This window comes from Arthrobacter oryzae (genome assembly GCF_003634095.1).
Classification (GTDB): domain Bacteria; phylum Actinomycetota; class Actinomycetes; order Actinomycetales; family Micrococcaceae; genus Arthrobacter; species Arthrobacter oryzae.
Genome location: NZ_RBIR01000001.1, coordinates 319388 through 335520 on the forward strand (window position 1 = coordinate 319388; position 16133 = coordinate 335520).

Genomic DNA, 16133 nt, shown 5'->3' on the forward strand with positions numbered 1-16133 from the left:
TAGTCGCCAGCTGCTAACGACGACGCCGGCCCGTCACCTTTCCAGGTGGCGGGCCGGCGTCGTTTGCGGATTGGACGGTTATTCGAGGCCGCGGCGCTTGAGGAGCGGTTCGAGTTCCGCGTCGCGGCCGCGGAAGGCCCGGAACGACTCCAGCGGGTCCCGGCTGTTGCCGCGGGACAGCAGCTCGGCGCGGAAGAAGTCCCCGTTGGCGCGGCTGAGTCCGTCGTGTTCCTTGAACCATTCCACGGTGTCGGCGTCCAGAACCTCGCTCCAGATGTAGGAGTAGTACCCTGCGGCGTACCAGCCCCCCGCGAATATGTGCTGGAAGTAGCCGGTGCGGTAGCGCGGGGGGATCAGGCTGTGGGCGATCCCCGCCGCTGCCAGGGCCTTCGCCTCGAACTCGACGGCGTCGTCCGGGATGTCGGAGCCGTCCAGGACATGCCAGGCGAGGTCCAGCAGGGCCGCGCCGAGGTATTCAGTGGTGCCGAAGCCTTCACCCCAGAGCTGCGCGGCGTTCAGCTTGTCCACGGTTTCCTGCGGCAGGGCCTCCCCGGTCGCGTGGTGCCGGGCATAGTTCGCCAGGACTTCGGGCCACATGATCCACATTTCGTTCACCTGCGACGGGTATTCCACGAAGTCCCTTGGCACGTTCGTACCGGAGAACCGCGGATAGGTGACGGCCGAGAACAGGCCGTGGAGGGCGTGGCCGAACTCGTGGAACGTGGTGCGGAGTTCGTCCAGCGTCAGCAAGGTCGGCTCACCGGCCGGCGGCTTGGAGATGTTGAGGTTGTTGATCACCACGGGACGGGTGTTCAGGAGTCCGGACTGTTCCACCAGGGAGTTCATCCACGCGCCTCCGCGCTTGGTGTCCCGGGTGTAATAGTCGCCCAGGAAGAGGCCAAGGTCCGTGCCGTCGGAATTCTTGACCTCCCAGACCCGCACGTCCGGGTGATAGCCGGCGAGGTCCTTGCGTTCGTGGAAGGTGATCCCATACAAGGCGTTCGCTGCGAAGAACACGCCGTCGTTCAAGACTCTGTCCAGCTCGAAGTACGGGCGCAGGGCCTGCTCGTCCACGGCATACCGCTCACGCTTGACCTTGGCCGAGTAATACGCCCAGTCCCAGGCCTCGAGCGGGTGGCCGGCGGCCTCGGCCAGCGCCTCCGCCTCCGCGTCGGCATTGCGGACGGCGGCAGGGGCCAGCCGGCTCATCATGTCCTGCACGGCCTGGAAATCCGGTGCCGTCTGCCGGTCCACTGTCAGCTCGGCAAAGTTCGCGAACCCCAGCAGGGCGGCCTTCTCGGCGCGGAGCCGGACCATGTCCTTGACCAGGCCGAGCACGTCGAGGCTGCCGCCGTCGCTGCCCCGTCCGATCGAGGCCTCGTAGAGCCGACGGCGGACATCCCGGTTTGCCAGGGCGGCCATGGCGGGCTGGTTGCTGGGCTGGATGAGCGTCAGCAGGAACTTGCCCTCATGCCCGGCGGACCGCGCTGCCTCGGCGGCGCTGGCGATGTCGTCCGCAGGCAGGCCGGCGAGGTCGGCGGCGTCCTCCAGCAGGAGGGCGGCGGACTTCATGCCTTCCTTGACGCGCTGGCCGAATTCGGTGCCGAGCCGGGCGAGCTCGGCGTTGAGCTCTTTGAGCCGCGTCTGGCCGGCGTCGTCCAGTTGGATGCCCGAGGCCCGGAACTCCTTGAGGTATTCCTCCACGAGCCGTGCGGACTCCGCGTCCAGGACGGTGCCGTCCAGCGAGGCGAAGCGTTCGTAGATCCTGCGGTTGAGGTAGACGGCGTCCTGATGGGCGGAGAACAGCGGGGAGAGGCGGGTCTCGAGCTCGCGGATGGCATCCGAGGCGTCCGCGGACACCAGGGTGAAGAACGACGCGGCCGCTCGTTCCAGGAGCCGCCCGGAGCGCTCCATGGCCAAGGCGGTGTTCTCAAACGACGGCGCCTGGGGATCGTCCACGATCGCCTGGATTTCGGCAAGATGCTCGGCCAAGCCGGCCTCAACGGCTTCGGCGTAGTGCGCGTCCTCGATGTCCGCGAACGGCGGCAGGCCGTATGGCAGGGGGCTGGGGCTCAGGAGGGGATTGGTCATGAACCGACTCTTCCATGCAGGACACGGGTTCTCAATGACCGTCTCAGTGTGTTGTGATTGCGCTCACCGTAGGATGGGACGGCAGGGACTACCGCCACGGGAGGCAGAAGCTGGAAGGCGCCGGCTGTTGCGTGTAAGGCCGCTTCCAGGAAGCCGAAGGGGAACATATGGAGACGCTGAATGAACGACGCCGGGCGGTCGCCGTCCCCGGGGCCGTCCTCGCCGTGTTCGAGTTTGGCCCGGAACCGGGCCCGGACGTGCCCACCCTGCTCCTGGTGCACGGCTATCCGGACGACCACCGGGTGTTCCTGCCAGCCATCCGCGAACTGGCGCGGACCCATCACGTCGTGGCCTATGACACGCGGAACGCGGGCGCCTCGGCCGTCCATGCTCCGGATGGGGACTATTCGTTGAAGACCCTTGTGGACGATGCCTTCGCCGTAATGGCCGAGACCGACGCCCGGGCAGTGCATCTCGTGGGACACGACTGGGGATCGATCCAGGGCTGGGCTGCCGTGCAGGACCCCCGGACGCCGGCGCGCATCAGTCGGTACACAAGTATTTCCGGGCCCGACCTGGGGCACTTCTCCCGTTGGGTCCGTGACCGGGCCAGGGACCCGCGGGCCTGGCCGGAGCTGGGCGGCCAGTAGGTGCGCAGCTGGTATATCGCGGCGTTCCTGGTCCCGGCGCTTCCAGAAGCCGCCTGGCGCCTGTTCCTAACGCGGCGCTACGAAAAGACGGCTCGGCGCGGCGTCGGCAGCGATCCGATCCGCGGCCTCGCCCTGTACCGCAGCAACTTCCGCGGCCGCCGGCCGCCGGCCTCGACCGGCCGGGTGGGCATTCCCGTGCACGTGGTGGTTCCGCTGAAGGATCCCTTCCTCTCGCCGGCCCTGGTCAAGGGGCTCGAGGCGTGGGTGGACGATGTGACCATCACCAGGGTTGACGCCGGACACTGGTGGCCGGCCGCCCGGCCGGCCGATTTCGCGGAACTGCTGCGGCAGTCCGAACAAGCTCAGTAAGGCGGCGTCATGGCGGGGGCAGCCAGGCGCGATCGGGCAGTTCAGAGCGGGGTATTCCGCAACGGGATGGAGTACGTGACGTGGGGGCGGGGTGCAAAGTCGTTGCTGTTCATCCAGGGCGGACCGGGGAGCGTCGTGCCCCATGGGCTGCTGGGCGGACTGTTCCGGCGGGAGTTTGATCCCTACCTCGACGCGGGTTACGCCGTCTGGATCGTCACCCGCCGGCGGAACATGCTGGCCTCACACACGAGCGCGGACATGGCCGAGGACTACGCGCATGTGATTGCGGAGCAGTTCGGCGGCCGAGTCGATCTGGTGTTGGCCAAGTCATTCGGCGGGATGATCGGGCAGCATCTGGCCGCACGCCACCCGGAGTCCTTCCGGCGCATCGCCCTGGTGGCCACGGCAGCCGAGCTCAGCGCCTGGGGCAAGGACGTGGATCATCGGATGGCGGCCGCCATCGCCGCGGGAGACCCTGGCGGCGCCGGAAGCGTCCTGGCGGAATACGTCCTCCCCGGTCCACGGACCCGCTGGCTCCGGGACCTGCTCGGACCCGTCGTCGGCAGGCGCGTGCTGAGCCGTCCCGGCTGCCCGGCCACGGACGTCCTCACCGAAGCCCGGGCCGGGCAGGCTTTCGACGCGCGGGCGGAGCTGCCGCTCATCCGTCCGCCCGTCCTGCTGCTTTGCGGCGGGCGTGATTCGTTCTTCCCGAGAACGGTTGCGGAGGAAACTGCGCGGCAGATTCCAGACTGCACGCTCGTCGTCTATGAACGGCTGGGACACCTCCGGGCGGCGTCCAGCAGGAGGGTGCCGCGTGACGTCCTGGCCTTCGCCCGGGCCCGCTAATGGCAGGCTGGGCCGATCGGCAGCCGACACGCAGAAGTCTTCGAAATCTCTATGTGCGCTGGGGCCTCGACACTTTTGGAATCCAGCAGCGAACCGTGTCGCGGTATTGCTGGAATTCCTCGCCGAACCGTTCCTTGAGGTCAGATTCCTCAAGGGGCCTGACGGCGTAGTTCCACACCTGCGAGCCCACGACCGCGTAGGCGATGACAAGCCATGACTGCAGAATGAGTCCAATCGCGGCGCCCTGGACAATGCCCGCGACCGCCATCGGATTGCGAATCCACCGATACGGGCCCGCGATGACCAGGCGGTTGGGCATCGCCGATGGCAATGGAGTGCCGTCTCCCCGCGTCGACATCACCACTGCCGACCAGAGGCCAAGAGCGCTGGCGGGTACCAGAACCGCGGCACCTAAAGGACCTGCAAACGATGCTAGAGGTAGATCCACCTCCCAGCGCTGTGCGAAGAATGCTATGGCCAGAGGAAGCACCGCCAGGACGAACCCCCAGAAGAGGACGATTTGCCCAAATGTTGCCGCCACGTGGATGGCAGCGGTCGAGCGGTTGACGGCGGGACGGAAAGCGAACGGACCGCTGATGATCCAAGCGATCGGAACCCGCCCCAGCATGAGGAGGCAGAGCGCAATCAGGGAACCTGCGGTTGCAGCCCCCACCGAACCAGGGGCTTCACCGGCTGACTCCAATCATCAATGGTCCGTGCCTGCTTGTGGATGGAGTTCGTTGCGATGGGGGAGTGTCCTGTGTGTGCCCCGGCCGGGAGACGCGCTAACTGGACGGTGCTGAGGGCGTGGCATGCCGGACCATCCGCAGCTCGGGGAGTTCGTGCCAATCGGGCGGCAGCAGGGTGCGTTTCCCGTCGGGACGAAACCCGTGCTTGCCATAAAAGGTTCGCGCCCGCGGGTTTGCCTCAAGGACCCAAAGGTAGGCCGGGGAGTCGCCCAAGGCGGCCGCCAGCAAGGCGGCGCCGAGCCCGGCGCCGTAGGTGCGGTTCAGGGTGTAGAGGGCGTACAGCTCCAATGCCTGGGGCAACTCCTCGTCACGCCCGGGGCCGGCATCGGCAAATCCCACGATTTCGCTGGTTTCGTCCAGGGCGATGATCCGGGGTTGCGGGCTGTCCAGGTATGGTCGGCGTCGTTCCACCCGTTCGGCCATGGTGGCGCGCCGGGCCTCGAAGAACGCCGGGGGCAGGAGGTGGCCGTAGGACTCCTCATGGGCAAGGGTGTGCATCCGGACCAGGGCATCAGCATCGTCAGTCGTGGCCTGGCGGATCTCATATTCCATCTGCCCAGCCTAATGTCGGCCGTGCCGCCCCATACAGCCGCCGCGCCCCATCACCTGCACGCTAATGGCAGACTGGGCCGGTGGACAGCTACGCGAACCAGAAAGCCACCCGCCGGCCGGCCATGGTGCATCCGCGCCCCACGGTCCATTTGCTTTGCGGACTCAACGGTGCGGGGAAAACGACGCTGGCCAGGGAACTGCAGACGGCACTTCCCGCCGTGCGCTTCAGCCTGGACGAATGGATGCTGCGGCTCTATCCCGGCGTCCACTTCGCAGCCGCGGAATACGCGGGCCTCGCCGAGACCTGCAAGCTCCTGATCTGGGAAACCGCACGGCAAGTACTGGATTCCGGCACGGACGTTGTCCTGGACTGGAACCAGTGGAGCCCTCAACGCCGCGCTCTCTGGCGGGAAAAGGCCGCAGCAGCCGGGTTTCCGGCCGTCCTACACCACGTACAGACACCGCTGGAGACCGCCATCGAACGCGTTGTTACCCGAACCGCGGGCGGGGACCCCTGGGCCCACCGCCTGGACGCGGGCGGCGTCCGGCATCTGGCCGGCATCTTCGAGCCGCCAGGGCCCGACGAAGGGCTGGAAATTCGGTCGGTCTCCGGGCGCTAAGCGGACCATTCGGCCAAGGCCGGCGGCTACCCGGCGTCGAGCCCGAGGGTCATGAAGACGCTGTTGGGGTCGGGCACGTAACCGGCAAACGGCGGGCAGGCCGCGAAGCCGTGCCGCTCGTACAGCCGCCGCGCGGGGGCAAAAAACTCCTGGCTCCCTGTCTCCAGGTACAGCCGCCGGTACCCGCCGGCCCGGGCCTCCGCAACGAGATGGCGCAGCAGCGCCGAGGCAACCCCCCAGCCGCGCGCCCATTCCGCGGTGCGCATTGACTTGATCTCGCCGTCGCCGGGGGCCAGGCGTTTCAGCGCCGCGCAGCCCAACAGCCGCGAGTCCGCCCGGGCCGTCCAGAAGCTGATCTCCGGCCCGGCGAGTGCGGCGGGGTCGAGGGCATGGACGCTTTCCGGCGGGGACGTCGCGTACATGTCGGCGAGGTGGCCGGCCAGGAGTTCCTGGACGTCGGCCCGTTCCGGTGAGTCGCGGTCAATCAGCATCATGCCGCCGGATGCGCCTGCCACAAACGTCAGCGGGGCCGCCGGGCGGCGTGCTCACGGGCCAGCACCGCGTACGAGTCGTCCGGGTTGCCTGGCGTGAAGCTTCCGTATTTACGTTCGACGGCGGTCCGAATCAGGAAGTCCGCCAGCGCCGGGTTCTTGGGAAGCAGCGAGCCGTGCAGGTAGCTCGCCACGATGTTACGGTAGCGGGCCCCTTCCTGGCCGTCTGCGCTGTTGTTGCCGGTGCCCTTGGCCGTAGTTCCGAGCGGCTCGACGCCGGGTCCGAGCGTGGTCTGGCCGCTGTGGTTCTCGTAACCCAGGATGCTGCCGAACTCGGGGGAGGAGACGGTGACGTTGCCGATCAGGCGCTCGTCGGTGCCGTGTGTTTCCACGTCCAGGACGCCGATGCCCGGAATGACCGAACCGAGGCGGGTCTTGAAGAATTTTCCGAAGAGCTGGTAGAGGCCGCAGATGACGAGCATCGGGGTCCCGTCATCGGCCAGCGCCTTCAGCGTGGACTCCCGCGAGAGGAGGTCGTCCTGGATGACGAGCTGTCCGCTGTCCTGTCCGCCGCCGCCGACGATGAGGTCCACGTCTGCGGGGAAAGGGTCACCCACGTTGTATTCGAGCAGCTCCGGCGTGTAGCCGTGCCAGCGCAGCCGCTGCGCCAGCACCAGGGCGTTGCCCCAGTCGCCGTAGATGTTCATGTCCCGCGGGTATAGCTGCAGGACCCGGATGGTTCCCTTGCTGGGCGCGGCCGGTTCTTCGGGCGGGAGTTCGTGCCCGAAGGAGGGCTGGTGCGGGGTTTCGGGGGACTGGGGGGTCATGAGACCACCTCCACTGTGGTGATTTTGGACAGCTCGCGGCGGATGGCGAGCATGGCCGTGTAGGTGCAGAAGATCCGTTTCGGTTTGCCCTGGCCGCCGCGGATGAACGCGGCCAGCGCCGGCGCGATTTCTGTGTCGACGGCGCCGATGGCGACGTCGTCGTACTGCAGCCGCAACGCCATGTCGTAGGCGCGGGAGCCAGTGAGCTGATCCACACCGCCGTCGCGAAGGGTGTCGAATTCGACGTCCCACAGCCAGGACATGTCCCGGCCGTCGGCGTAGTTGTCGTTGATGGCGATCATCGTGGCGTAGCCGGCTGCCGGGAAGGACTTCAGGCCGAGCCGGAACCCGCTGGGGTTCTTGACCAGGACGAGCTCGAGCGGCAGCCCGTCGACCACAAGGCTTTCGCCGCGGCCGAACGCCGGCGCCACCTTGGACAGCGCCGCGACCAGCCCGGGCTGGTCGGTGCCCGTGCCGCGGGCGGCCGAGACCGCCCGGGCCAGGGTGAGCGCGGCGGCGGCGTTGAAGATGTTGTAGACGCCGCGAAGCAACATCGGCGTGGTGACGGTCGCGCCGTCGAACTCGAAGGAGGCGTCATCGACGCCCACCCGGCGCAGCACGACGTCGGCAGCCGGCCGTGCCGGGGCGTCCGGCACCGGGCTCCCCGGGGCCGCGCGCATGTCGTCGTCGTTGGGGAAGGTGCTCAGCAGGGAATCGTCAAGCCCGAAGTAGAGAACGTCCGGTCCGTCCAGGGTCGCGGCGATCCGGGCGACGCGCGGGTCTTCGCGGTTCAGCACCACGGTCCCGGTGGTTTTGGACGCGATGTGCTGGAGCAGCTCGGCGGTCTTGTCGATCTCGCCGAAACGGTCCAGCTGGTCGCGGAGGACGTTGAGCAGGAGGCTGTACCGCGGCGGGACCTTGTTCACGAAGTGGACGGCATGCGCCTCGTCCAGCTCCAGGATTGCGACGTCGGCATCCAGCCGGCCCCGCCAGTCGACCTCGCCCAGGAGCGCCGCGGCCACGCCGCGGGTGAAGTTGCTGCCGGTGCGGTTCGTGAAAACCTTCAGCCCCTGGCTCTCCAGCAGCTCCACCACCATCTTCGTGGTGGTGGTCTTGCCGTTCGTGCCGCTGACGACGGCGACCCCCAAGGGGAGCGCGGACAGTGTCCGCTGCATGAAACCGGGATCAATTTTTTCGACCACAAGCCCGGGGAGGGCCGAGCCTCCGCCCCTGAGCCGGGAGACCCGGCGGACGAGCTTGCCGAGCGGAACGCTGAAGTAAAGCATGCTCTGTAATATATCCCAGCAGCGGCATGGAACCCGGACGCCGGGGGCCGGTGCATGCCTTCCGGGGGTGCCCGGCACATTATGCTGTGGGGATGACCACCCCCTCTTTCTCCCCTGAATCCCGCGCGGGTACAGGCCTCCGGGTCGGAGTCCTGGCGCTCCAGGGCGATTTCCGGGAGCATCTGCACGCCGTGGAGGCCACTGGTGCTTCCGGCGTCGGAATCCGCCGCCCCGCTGAACTTGCTGGCCTGGACGGGCTGATCATTCCCGGCGGGGAATCGACCACGATCGACAAGCTCTCCAGGATCTTCGGTCTCCGCGATCCGCTACGCGAACGGATCCGGGAGGGCCTGCCCGTCTACGGCTCCTGCGCCGGCATGATCCTACTGGCGGACGAGATCGCGGACCCGGCCACGGACCTGGCCGGAAATCCGCAGAACACCTTCGGCGGACTCGACATCACCGTCCGCCGCAACGCCTTTGGCCGGCAGCGCGAGTCCTTCGAGACGGACCTCGAATTCAGGGGACTGGAGTTCAGCGCCGTCGGCGGCGCCGTGGCACCCGTCCACGCCGTCTTCATCCGCGGCCCCTGGGTAGAGCGCGTGGGCGACGGCGTTGAGGTCCTCGCCCAGGTGGAACCGTCGAAAGCCGGTCATCCCGAGTCCCTCGACGGGACAGCTAGAATTGTTGCTGTGCGTTCCGGCCAGCTGCTGGCCACCTCCTTCCACCCGGAAGTGACGGGGGAGAAGCGCGTGCACGAATTGTTTATTCGAATGATCAGAGGGGAAGCGTAAAGCATGTCAGGCCACTCCAAATGGGCGACGACCAAGCACAAGAAGGCTATCCTCGATAGCCGCCGGGCCAAGTCGTTCGCCAAGCTGATCAAGAACATCGAAGTCGCCGCCCGCATGGGCGGCCCGGACCTTTCCGGCAACCCGGGCCTGGAACTCGCCGTCACGAAGGCCAAGAAGACATCGGTGCCCGCGGACAACATCGACCGTGCCATCAAGCGCGGTGCCGGCCTCACCGGCGAGGTCGTGGACTACACCGAGATCATGTACGAGTGCCGCGGCCCGCAGGGTTCGGCGCTGCTGATCGAGTGCCTCACGGACAACAAGAACCGCGCCGCTTCCGAGGTCCGGCTTGCCATCTCCCGCAACGGCGGCACAATCGCCGATCCCGGTTCGGTCAGCTACCTCTTCAGCCGCAAGGGCGTCGTATCGCTGCCGAAGAACGGCCTGAGCGAAGACGACGTGCTGATGGCAGTCCTGGACGCCGGAGCCGAGGAAGTCAAGGACAACGGAGACTCCTTCGAGATCCACTCTGAGCCCACCGACCTGCAGGCCATCCGTGATGCGCTCAAGGAAGCCGGGATGGAGTACGACACCGACGAGGCCGAGTTCGTGCCCTCGATGCAGGTTCCGCTGGACCTCGAGGCCGCCAAGAAGTTCATGAAGCTCGTGGACGCCCTGGAAGAACTCGACGACGTTCAGAACGTTTACAGCAACGCCGACCTCAGCGACGAAGTGCAGGCCGCACTGGAAGCAGAGTGACGCTGTCACCTCGCCGCGACGCGCGGGGCCCGGCCGTGACGGCCGGCCCTTGACGCTGCGCGTCCTGGGGGTCGACCCGGGCCTCACCCGCTGCGGCATCGGCGTCGTGGATGTCGAAAAGAACCGACGGGCCACCATGGTGGCCTTCGGCGTCGTGGGGACCTCCCCCGAGGAGAGCCTGGACCAGCGGCTGCTGGTCATTGCCACCTCCATCGACGAGTGGCTGGACCAGTACGAGCCGCACGTCCTGGCCGTGGAACGGGTCTTTTCCCAACTCAACGTCAGCACGGTCATGGGCGTGGCCCAGGCCTCCGGGGTGGTCATTGCGGCCGCCGCGCGCCGCGGCATCCCGGTGGCCCTGCACACGCCGTCGGAAGTCAAGGCTGCCGTCACGGGGAGCGGTACCTCGAACAAGGACGCCGTCACCAAGCTGGTCACCAAGATCCTCCGGCTCGATGCCCCGCCGCGCCCCGCCGATGCCGCCGACGCCCTGGCCCTGGCCATCACCCACGCCTGGCGGGCCGGGAGCGGCGCCGCTGTTGCCACCACTGGACCAGGCAGCCTGTCCCTCACCCCGGCCCAGCGGGCATGGGCCGACGCGGAGGCAAAAGCGCGCCGTGCGCGCTGAATGTCCGGGCCCCTTGCTACGCTATTCGTAGATATGTTCGGATAGCCGGGTTGCCGGCAGTACGCGTCTCTGATGTATCTGTTCGCTGTTGTATCTGTCGCTGTTATTTCTTTTCGCTGTCATCCCAGGAGCCCGGCCTTGATCAGTTTTCTTCGCGGAACCGTAGCCCATGTCGGCCTGTCTTCCGCCGTGATCGACCTCAACGGCGCCGGCATGAGCGTCAACGCCACGCCGCAGACCCTCAGCGGCCTCCGCGTGGGGGACGAGGGGAAGCTGTTTACGTCCCTGATCGTGCGGGAGGACTCGCTGACCCTCTTCGGCTTCGCCAGCGACGACGAGCGGGAAGTTTTCGATGTCCTGCTCAGCGTCAGCGGCGTCGGGCCCCGCCTTGCCTTGGCCGTGCTGGCCGTCCACGAGCCGGAAGCCATCCGGGTGGCCGCCCACTCCGGTGACGGCAAGGCCTTCACGAAGGTCCCCGGAATCGGGCCGAAAGTGGCCGGCCGGATCGTGCTGGAACTCGCCGGCAAGCTCGTGCCGCACGGCACGGCCGGCGCCCCCGTCGCATCGGTGTCCGCCGAATCCGTCTGGAAGCCGCAGGTCATCGCGGCCATGACAAGCCTTGGCTGGTCCGAAAAGGACGCGGCCGCCAGCATCGACAAGTCCCTCGCCGATTCTCCGGACCTCGCCGCGAACGGCAATGTGGCGGAAATCCTCCGCGCGACGCTGCGCTGGCTCGGGCAGGACGGCGCCCGCGCAGGAAACCGGGTAGGCGCGCGTGGCTGAGCCGTCGATCGTCGCGGGCGGAGAGGAACCGGAGGAGCGCGCCATCGAAGCCGCCCTGCGGCCCAAAAACCTGCACGACTTCGTGGGCCAGCACCGGGTCCGGAAACAGTTGTCCCTCGTGCTCGAAGCCTCGCGGATGCGCGGCCGCAGCGCGGACCACGTGCTGCTCTCCGGCCCTCCAGGCCTGGGCAAGACCACGCTGTCCATGATCATCGCCGCCGAAATGAACGTTCCCCTGCGGATCAGCAGCGGTCCCGCCATCCAGCATGCCGGCGATCTCGCCGCCATCCTCTCCTCACTTTCCGAGGGCGAGGTCCTGTTCCTGGACGAAATCCACCGCATGTCCCGCCCCGCTGAGGAAATGCTGTACATGGCCATGGAGGACTTCCGCGTCGACATCGTGGTCGGTAAGGGAGCCGGCGCCACGGCCATCCCGCTGGAACTGCCGCCCTTCACCCTGGTCGGCGCCACCACGCGGGCCGGTCTGCTCCCCGGGCCTCTGCGTGACCGCTTCGGCTTCACCGGCCACCTGGAGTTCTACTCCGTTGAGGAGCTGGAGTTGGTGTTGCGTCGTTCGGCCGGCCTTCTGGACCTGAAGGTCAACTCGGCAGGCTTCAGCGAGATCGCCGGACGGTCCCGCGGCACGCCCCGAATTGCCAACAGGCTCCTGCGCCGGGTCAGGGACTGGGCGCTCGTGAACGGCCTGGAGCAGATTGACGCCCGGGCGGCGTCCGCGGCCCTGGACATGTATGAAGTGGACAAGCGCGGCCTGGACCGGCTTGACCGCGCCGTTCTGGAGGCTCTCATCACGAAGTTCGGCGGGGGACCGGTCGGCCTGTCCACACTCGCGATCGCCGTGGGCGAGGAAACGGAAACGGTGGAGACCGTCGCCGAGCCCTACCTTGTGCGCGAGGGACTGCTGGGCCGCACACCCCGGGGACGCATTGCCCTGGCACCGGCCTGGACGCACCTGGGGTTTGCCGTTCCGGCCGGCGTGTTCGGGCAGGACCCGCTGGAACTCTTCCAGACCGAGGAGCTGGACGACGGTCCGTTCGGCGGATCCGGCGTCGCGCTGGGTGAAGAAACCGGTCCGGAGCGGATCCGAAACGGCCGCTAACACCGTTCCTTCAGCTTTTCCCTTTAGACTGGTATGACGCTCGGCACGTTCGGGTTCGTTTCCGTGGGCGGAGAGCAGGGTGCCGCCGGCGGCTGGGGGATGGTTTCGCTGCCAGCTTGCTGTGCAGAGCGCTGCCCGCGCCGCCCGGAGCAAACGGACGTTGCTGAAAACCAGCTATGCAAGTACAGAACGGAACTTTCCCCTTGGATCCAATGACAATTCTCCTGTTCGTCATGCTTGGCGTGTTCGTCTTTATGATGTTCCGCCGCAATAAGAAGACGCAGCAGCAGCAGGCGCAGCTCCAGTCGAAGTTCGGCCCCGGCGTCGAGGTCATGACGAGCTTCGGGCTTTTCGGCCGGATCGTCAACATTGACGAAGCGGAGAACAAGGTCACGCTGGAACTTTCCCCGGGCAACACGGCCACCGTGCACCGCCAGGCTGTCACCAAAATTGTGGAGCCTGTGGTTGCGGCCGAGGAGCCGACCGTCGTTCCCGACGACGCGTCCTCTCTCACCACCGAGAAGGTCAACGCTGAGAACACGGACAGCGCCTCCCCGCTGAACGAAGCCCCCAGCGCTGAAACTCCCGAGGAAACCCTGCGCCGCCTCAACGACGAAGGCAAGAAAGACAGCTAGTCTGCCTAACTTAGCTATCCCGCGGAAGCAACGGCTGCGGGCATCCGCCGGCGGGGTCCAGTGCCCGCGCCGGCGGATCCGCCGTAAATAATAGAAAGATCGACAATGGCACGAACTGCCCCCAAAAACTCAGCCATCAGGATGCTGGTCTGGCTTGGCGTAATCATCGCCGCCATGACGGCTGTCCTGGCGGGCGGCACCATTGCCGGCCAGGCCAGCTGGGCTCCCAAGCTCGCCCTGGACCTTGAAGGCGGTACCCAGATGATCCTGGCGCCCAAGGTTGAGGGCGGTTCGGGCATCACCGAAGACCAGCTCAACCAGGCCGTGGCGATCATTCGTCAGCGCGTGGACGGCTCGGGCGTAGCGGAAGCGGAAATCAGCACGCAGTCCGGCCGCAACGTCGTGGTCAGCCTCCCGGGAACACCTGCCAAGGAAACCCGCGCCCTGATCCAGGCCTCCGCCGACATGAACTTCCGGCCCGTGCTCCAGACAGGCGCCGGCGCAGCGGTCCCCGCGGCCTCCAGAACTCCGGACGCCAAGCTGCCCAAGCCGACGGCCGCGCCCGCCAACAGCAGCGACCAGAACTGGATTACCCCCGCGATCTACAAGCAGTTCGAGGCACTCGACTGCGACCACCCGTCCCAGGACAAGCAGCAGCGTTCCGACCCGGCCAAGCCGCTGGTGACCTGTGAACCTGCATCGGCCAAATCCCCGGCCATCAAGTACATCCTCGGTCCGGTAGAAGTCAAGGGCTCGAACATCAAGTCCTCGTCGTTCCAGCTGCAGCGCGGCGCCCAGGGCGCGGTGACCAACGAATGGGCTGTGAACATCCAGTTCGACGACGCGGGCACCACCAAGTTCAAGGAAGTCACGCAGCGGCTGTACCAGTTCTATTCCGCCGGCGGCGGCCAGACCGGCTCGGATCCGCGGGCCCAGTTCGCCATCGTCCTGGATGACCAGGTCATCTCCGCCCCGCGTTCCCTCGCCGTCATCACCGACGGGCGGCCGCAGATCACCGGCGGGTTTACCGAGGAATCAGCGAAGGCACTCTCCGATCAGCTTCGTTTCGGTGCCCTGCCAATCAGCTTCGAGATCCAGAGCGAACAGCAGATCTCGGCAACCCTCGGCGGGGAACAGCTCCGCATGGGCATGCTCGCCGGCCTGATCGGCCTGCTGCTGGTGGTGGTGTACTCGCTGTTCCAGTACCGGGCCCTGGGCTTCGTGACCGTGGCTTCCCTCGTGATCGCCGGTGTGCTGACGTTCCTGGCCATCGCCATCCTCGGCTGGACCGAGAACTACCGCTTGTCCCTTGCCGGTGTCGCGGGCCTGATCGTGGCGATCGGCCAGACGGCCGACTCGTTCATCGTCTACTTCGAACGCATCCGCGATGAGCTCCGGGAAGGCCGCGGTCTGGTCTCGGCCGTGCAAAACGGCTGGAAGCGGGCCAAGCGCACCATCCTCGCGTCCAAGGCCGTGAACCTGCTGGCCGCTGTGGTGCTGTTCTTCGTGGCGGTGGGCAACGTCCGCGGCTTCGCATTCACGCTCGGCCTCACCGCGATCGCCGACCTCATCGTCGTCTTCATGTTCACCCACCCGACCCTGCAGCTGCTGGCCCGGACCAAGTTCTTCGGCGAAGGCCACCGGTTCTCGGGTCTGGACCCGAAGCGTCTGGGTGCGGTCCCGCTGTACCGCGGCGCCGGCAGAGTCCGCACGCCGGAGGACAAGCCCGTGGCAGTCGTGCGCGCCAAGAACACCGGCGCCGCCGCAGAGGCAGAGCGCCGGATGACGATTGCAGAACGCCGCCTCGCCGAAAAGCAGGAGCAGGCACAACAGGCGCAGCTCGCCGGTTCCTCCAAGAGCGCGTCCAAGGAGGGCAAGTAAATGGTCAACTTCTCAACGTTCGGCAATGAGCTGTACACGGGCAAGCGCTCGTACGACTTCGTCGGTTACCGGAAGATCTGGTTCCTGGTTGCCGGGATCGCCGTCGCCCTCTCCATCCTGATCCCCATCGCCAAGGGCGGCTTCAACCTCGGTATCGAATTCCGCGGCGGATCGGAGTTCACGGTCTCCAACGTCCGGACCACCGATAGCTCGCTCGGCGAGAAGGCCGTCAAGGACGTGGTTGCGGGAGCCGTGCCGCGTGTGGCCAACGTCGCCGGCACCACCATGCGCATCCAGACGGACAAACTCACCGACGACCAAACGCTGCAGATCAAGGAAGGCCTCACCAAGGCCTACGGCGTGACGGACAACGAGGTAACTTCCACGTTCGTCGGCCCCACCTGGGGTGCGGACGTCACGAAGCAGGCGCTGCTGGGCCTGGCGATCTTCGTGGGACTCGCCGCCGTGCTGATGGCGCTCTATTTCCGGACCTGGAAGATGTCGCTCTCGGCCCTCGTCGGCATGGCGGTCACGATGTTCATTACCGCCGGGGTCTACGGCCTCAGTGACTTCGAAGTGACACCGTCCGCCATCATCGGTTTCCTGACCGTGCTCAGCTATTCGCTGTACGACACCGTGGTGGTGTTCGACAAGATCAGGGAGAACACCTCGGACATCCAGGCGTCCACCCGGCGTACCTTCGCCGAAGAGGTCAACCTCGCCATCAACCAGACCCTGGTGCGCTCCATCAACACGATGGTGGTGGCCATTCTCCCGGTCGGGGCGATCCTCTTCATCGGTGCCGGGCTGCTCGGCGCCGGAACGCTGCGGGACCTCTCCCTGGCGCTGTTCGTGGGCATCCTCGTCGGCACCGCCGCAACCATCTTCATCGCGGCCCCGCTGTACGCCGCACTCCGGCAGGGCGAACCCGACCTGGCCAAACAGGCCAAGCGGGTGGAGCACCGGCGCGCCGAGGCGGCAGCCAAGACCGCCTCGGCGGCCACCCCCGCCACGGCCTAGGCGGGCAGCAGGCGGGCCGGAGAACGTCGTTTACG

18 protein-coding genes are annotated in these 16133 nt (G+C 67.0%); 12 read left to right on the plus strand and 6 right to left on the minus strand.

Annotated features, from left to right (window positions below):
- Window positions 1-78: 78 nt before the first annotated feature.
- Window positions 79-2091, minus strand: coding sequence for a M3 family metallopeptidase (locus C8D78_RS01530; RefSeq protein ID WP_120950117.1), 2013 nt, complete (start codon window positions 2089-2091; stop codon window positions 79-81).
- Between the two features lie 167 nt (window positions 2092-2258).
- Here C8D78_RS01530 and C8D78_RS19890 point away from each other — a divergent pair, with 167 nt between their 5' ends.
- The 3 genes from C8D78_RS19890 to C8D78_RS01540 are packed head-to-tail and all read left to right on the plus strand — an operon-like array spanning window position 2259 to window position 3956.
- Window positions 2259-2741 (plus strand): alpha/beta fold hydrolase, encoded by a 483-nt coding sequence (locus C8D78_RS19890; protein WP_244208188.1) that lies wholly within the window; start codon window positions 2259-2261, stop codon window positions 2739-2741.
- The gene (locus C8D78_RS19895) at window positions 2742-3110 is read left to right on the plus strand and encodes a hypothetical protein (RefSeq protein ID WP_244208189.1); all 369 of its coding nucleotides are present in this window, start codon (window positions 2742-2744) and stop codon (window positions 3108-3110) included.
- Window positions 3111-3119: 9 nt separating this feature from the next.
- Window positions 3120-3956, plus strand: coding sequence for an alpha/beta fold hydrolase (locus C8D78_RS01540; RefSeq protein WP_120950118.1), 837 nt, complete (start codon window positions 3120-3122; stop codon window positions 3954-3956).
- Between the two features lie 49 nt (window positions 3957-4005).
- Here the strand turns inward: C8D78_RS01540 and C8D78_RS01545 are convergent, their stop codons facing one another.
- Both C8D78_RS01545 and C8D78_RS01550 read right to left on the minus strand, forming a co-directional pair.
- Entirely contained in the window at window positions 4006-4659 is a 654-nt protein-coding gene (locus C8D78_RS01545; RefSeq protein WP_244208190.1) for a methyltransferase family protein, read from the minus strand.
- A gap of 82 nt (window positions 4660-4741) precedes the next feature.
- On the minus strand, window positions 4742-5257 hold the full coding sequence (locus C8D78_RS01550) for a GNAT family N-acetyltransferase (RefSeq protein WP_120950119.1): 516 nt from the start codon (window positions 5255-5257) through the stop codon (window positions 4742-4744).
- An 80-nt stretch (window positions 5258-5337) separates the two neighbouring features.
- Here C8D78_RS01550 and C8D78_RS01555 point away from each other — a divergent pair, with 80 nt between their 5' ends.
- On the plus strand, window positions 5338-5877 hold the full coding sequence (locus C8D78_RS01555; RefSeq protein ID WP_120950120.1) for a P-loop nucleotide/nucleoside kinase family protein: 540 nt from the start codon (window positions 5338-5340) through the stop codon (window positions 5875-5877).
- Window positions 5878-5903: 26 nt separating this feature from the next.
- Here the strand turns inward: C8D78_RS01555 and C8D78_RS01560 are convergent, their stop codons facing one another.
- From C8D78_RS01560 to C8D78_RS01570, 3 genes are read right to left on the minus strand one after another with little or no spacing between them, the layout of a single operon-like run.
- The gene (locus tag C8D78_RS01560) at window positions 5904-6371 is read right to left on the minus strand and encodes a GNAT family N-acetyltransferase (protein ID WP_120950121.1); all 468 of its coding nucleotides are present in this window, start codon (window positions 6369-6371) and stop codon (window positions 5904-5906) included.
- Between the two features lie 26 nt (window positions 6372-6397).
- Window positions 6398-7195: a type 1 glutamine amidotransferase gene (locus C8D78_RS01565; RefSeq protein ID WP_279629513.1), complete on the minus strand. Its 798-nt coding sequence runs from the start codon at window positions 7193-7195 to the stop codon at window positions 6398-6400.
- The gene (locus tag C8D78_RS01570) at window positions 7192-8481 is read right to left on the minus strand and encodes a Mur ligase family protein (RefSeq protein WP_120950122.1); all 1290 of its coding nucleotides are present in this window, start codon (window positions 8479-8481) and stop codon (window positions 7192-7194) included. The genes C8D78_RS01565 and C8D78_RS01570 overlap by 4 nt, the downstream gene beginning before the upstream one ends.
- Before the next feature lie 92 nt (window positions 8482-8573).
- Between C8D78_RS01570 and pdxT the strand changes: the two genes are divergently transcribed.
- From pdxT to secF, 8 genes are all read left to right on the plus strand, one after another.
- Entirely contained in the window at window positions 8574-9275 is a 702-nt protein-coding gene (gene pdxT / locus C8D78_RS01575; RefSeq protein ID WP_120950123.1) for a pyridoxal 5'-phosphate synthase glutaminase subunit PdxT, read from the plus strand.
- Between the two features lie 3 nt (window positions 9276-9278).
- Complete coding sequence (locus C8D78_RS01580) at window positions 9279-10034, plus strand: YebC/PmpR family DNA-binding transcriptional regulator (RefSeq protein WP_120950124.1); 756 nt, start codon at window positions 9279-9281, stop codon at window positions 10032-10034.
- A gap of 49 nt (window positions 10035-10083) precedes the next feature.
- Complete coding sequence (ruvC, locus tag C8D78_RS01585) at window positions 10084-10662, plus strand: crossover junction endodeoxyribonuclease RuvC (protein ID WP_120950125.1); 579 nt, start codon at window positions 10084-10086, stop codon at window positions 10660-10662.
- A gap of 138 nt (window positions 10663-10800) precedes the next feature.
- The gene (gene ruvA / locus C8D78_RS01590; RefSeq protein WP_120950126.1) at window positions 10801-11445 is read left to right on the plus strand and encodes a Holliday junction branch migration protein RuvA; all 645 of its coding nucleotides are present in this window, start codon (window positions 10801-10803) and stop codon (window positions 11443-11445) included.
- Complete coding sequence (ruvB, locus tag C8D78_RS01595; protein ID WP_120950127.1) at window positions 11438-12562, plus strand: Holliday junction branch migration DNA helicase RuvB; 1125 nt, start codon at window positions 11438-11440, stop codon at window positions 12560-12562. The genes ruvA and ruvB overlap by 8 nt, the downstream gene beginning before the upstream one ends.
- 212 nt (window positions 12563-12774) lie before the next feature.
- Window positions 12775-13197 carry a preprotein translocase subunit YajC gene (gene yajC / locus C8D78_RS01600; protein ID WP_120950128.1) on the plus strand — a complete coding sequence of 141 codons (423 nt, stop codon included), beginning with the start codon at window positions 12775-12777 and terminating at the stop codon, window positions 13195-13197.
- Between the two features lie 105 nt (window positions 13198-13302).
- Window positions 13303-15078: a protein translocase subunit SecD gene (gene secD, locus C8D78_RS01605; RefSeq protein ID WP_120950129.1), complete on the plus strand. Its 1776-nt coding sequence runs from the start codon at window positions 13303-13305 to the stop codon at window positions 15076-15078.
- The gene (secF, locus tag C8D78_RS01610) at window positions 15079-16098 is read left to right on the plus strand and encodes a protein translocase subunit SecF (protein ID WP_120950130.1); all 1020 of its coding nucleotides are present in this window, start codon (window positions 15079-15081) and stop codon (window positions 16096-16098) included.
- The last annotated feature ends 35 nt before the right edge of the window (window positions 16099-16133 follow it).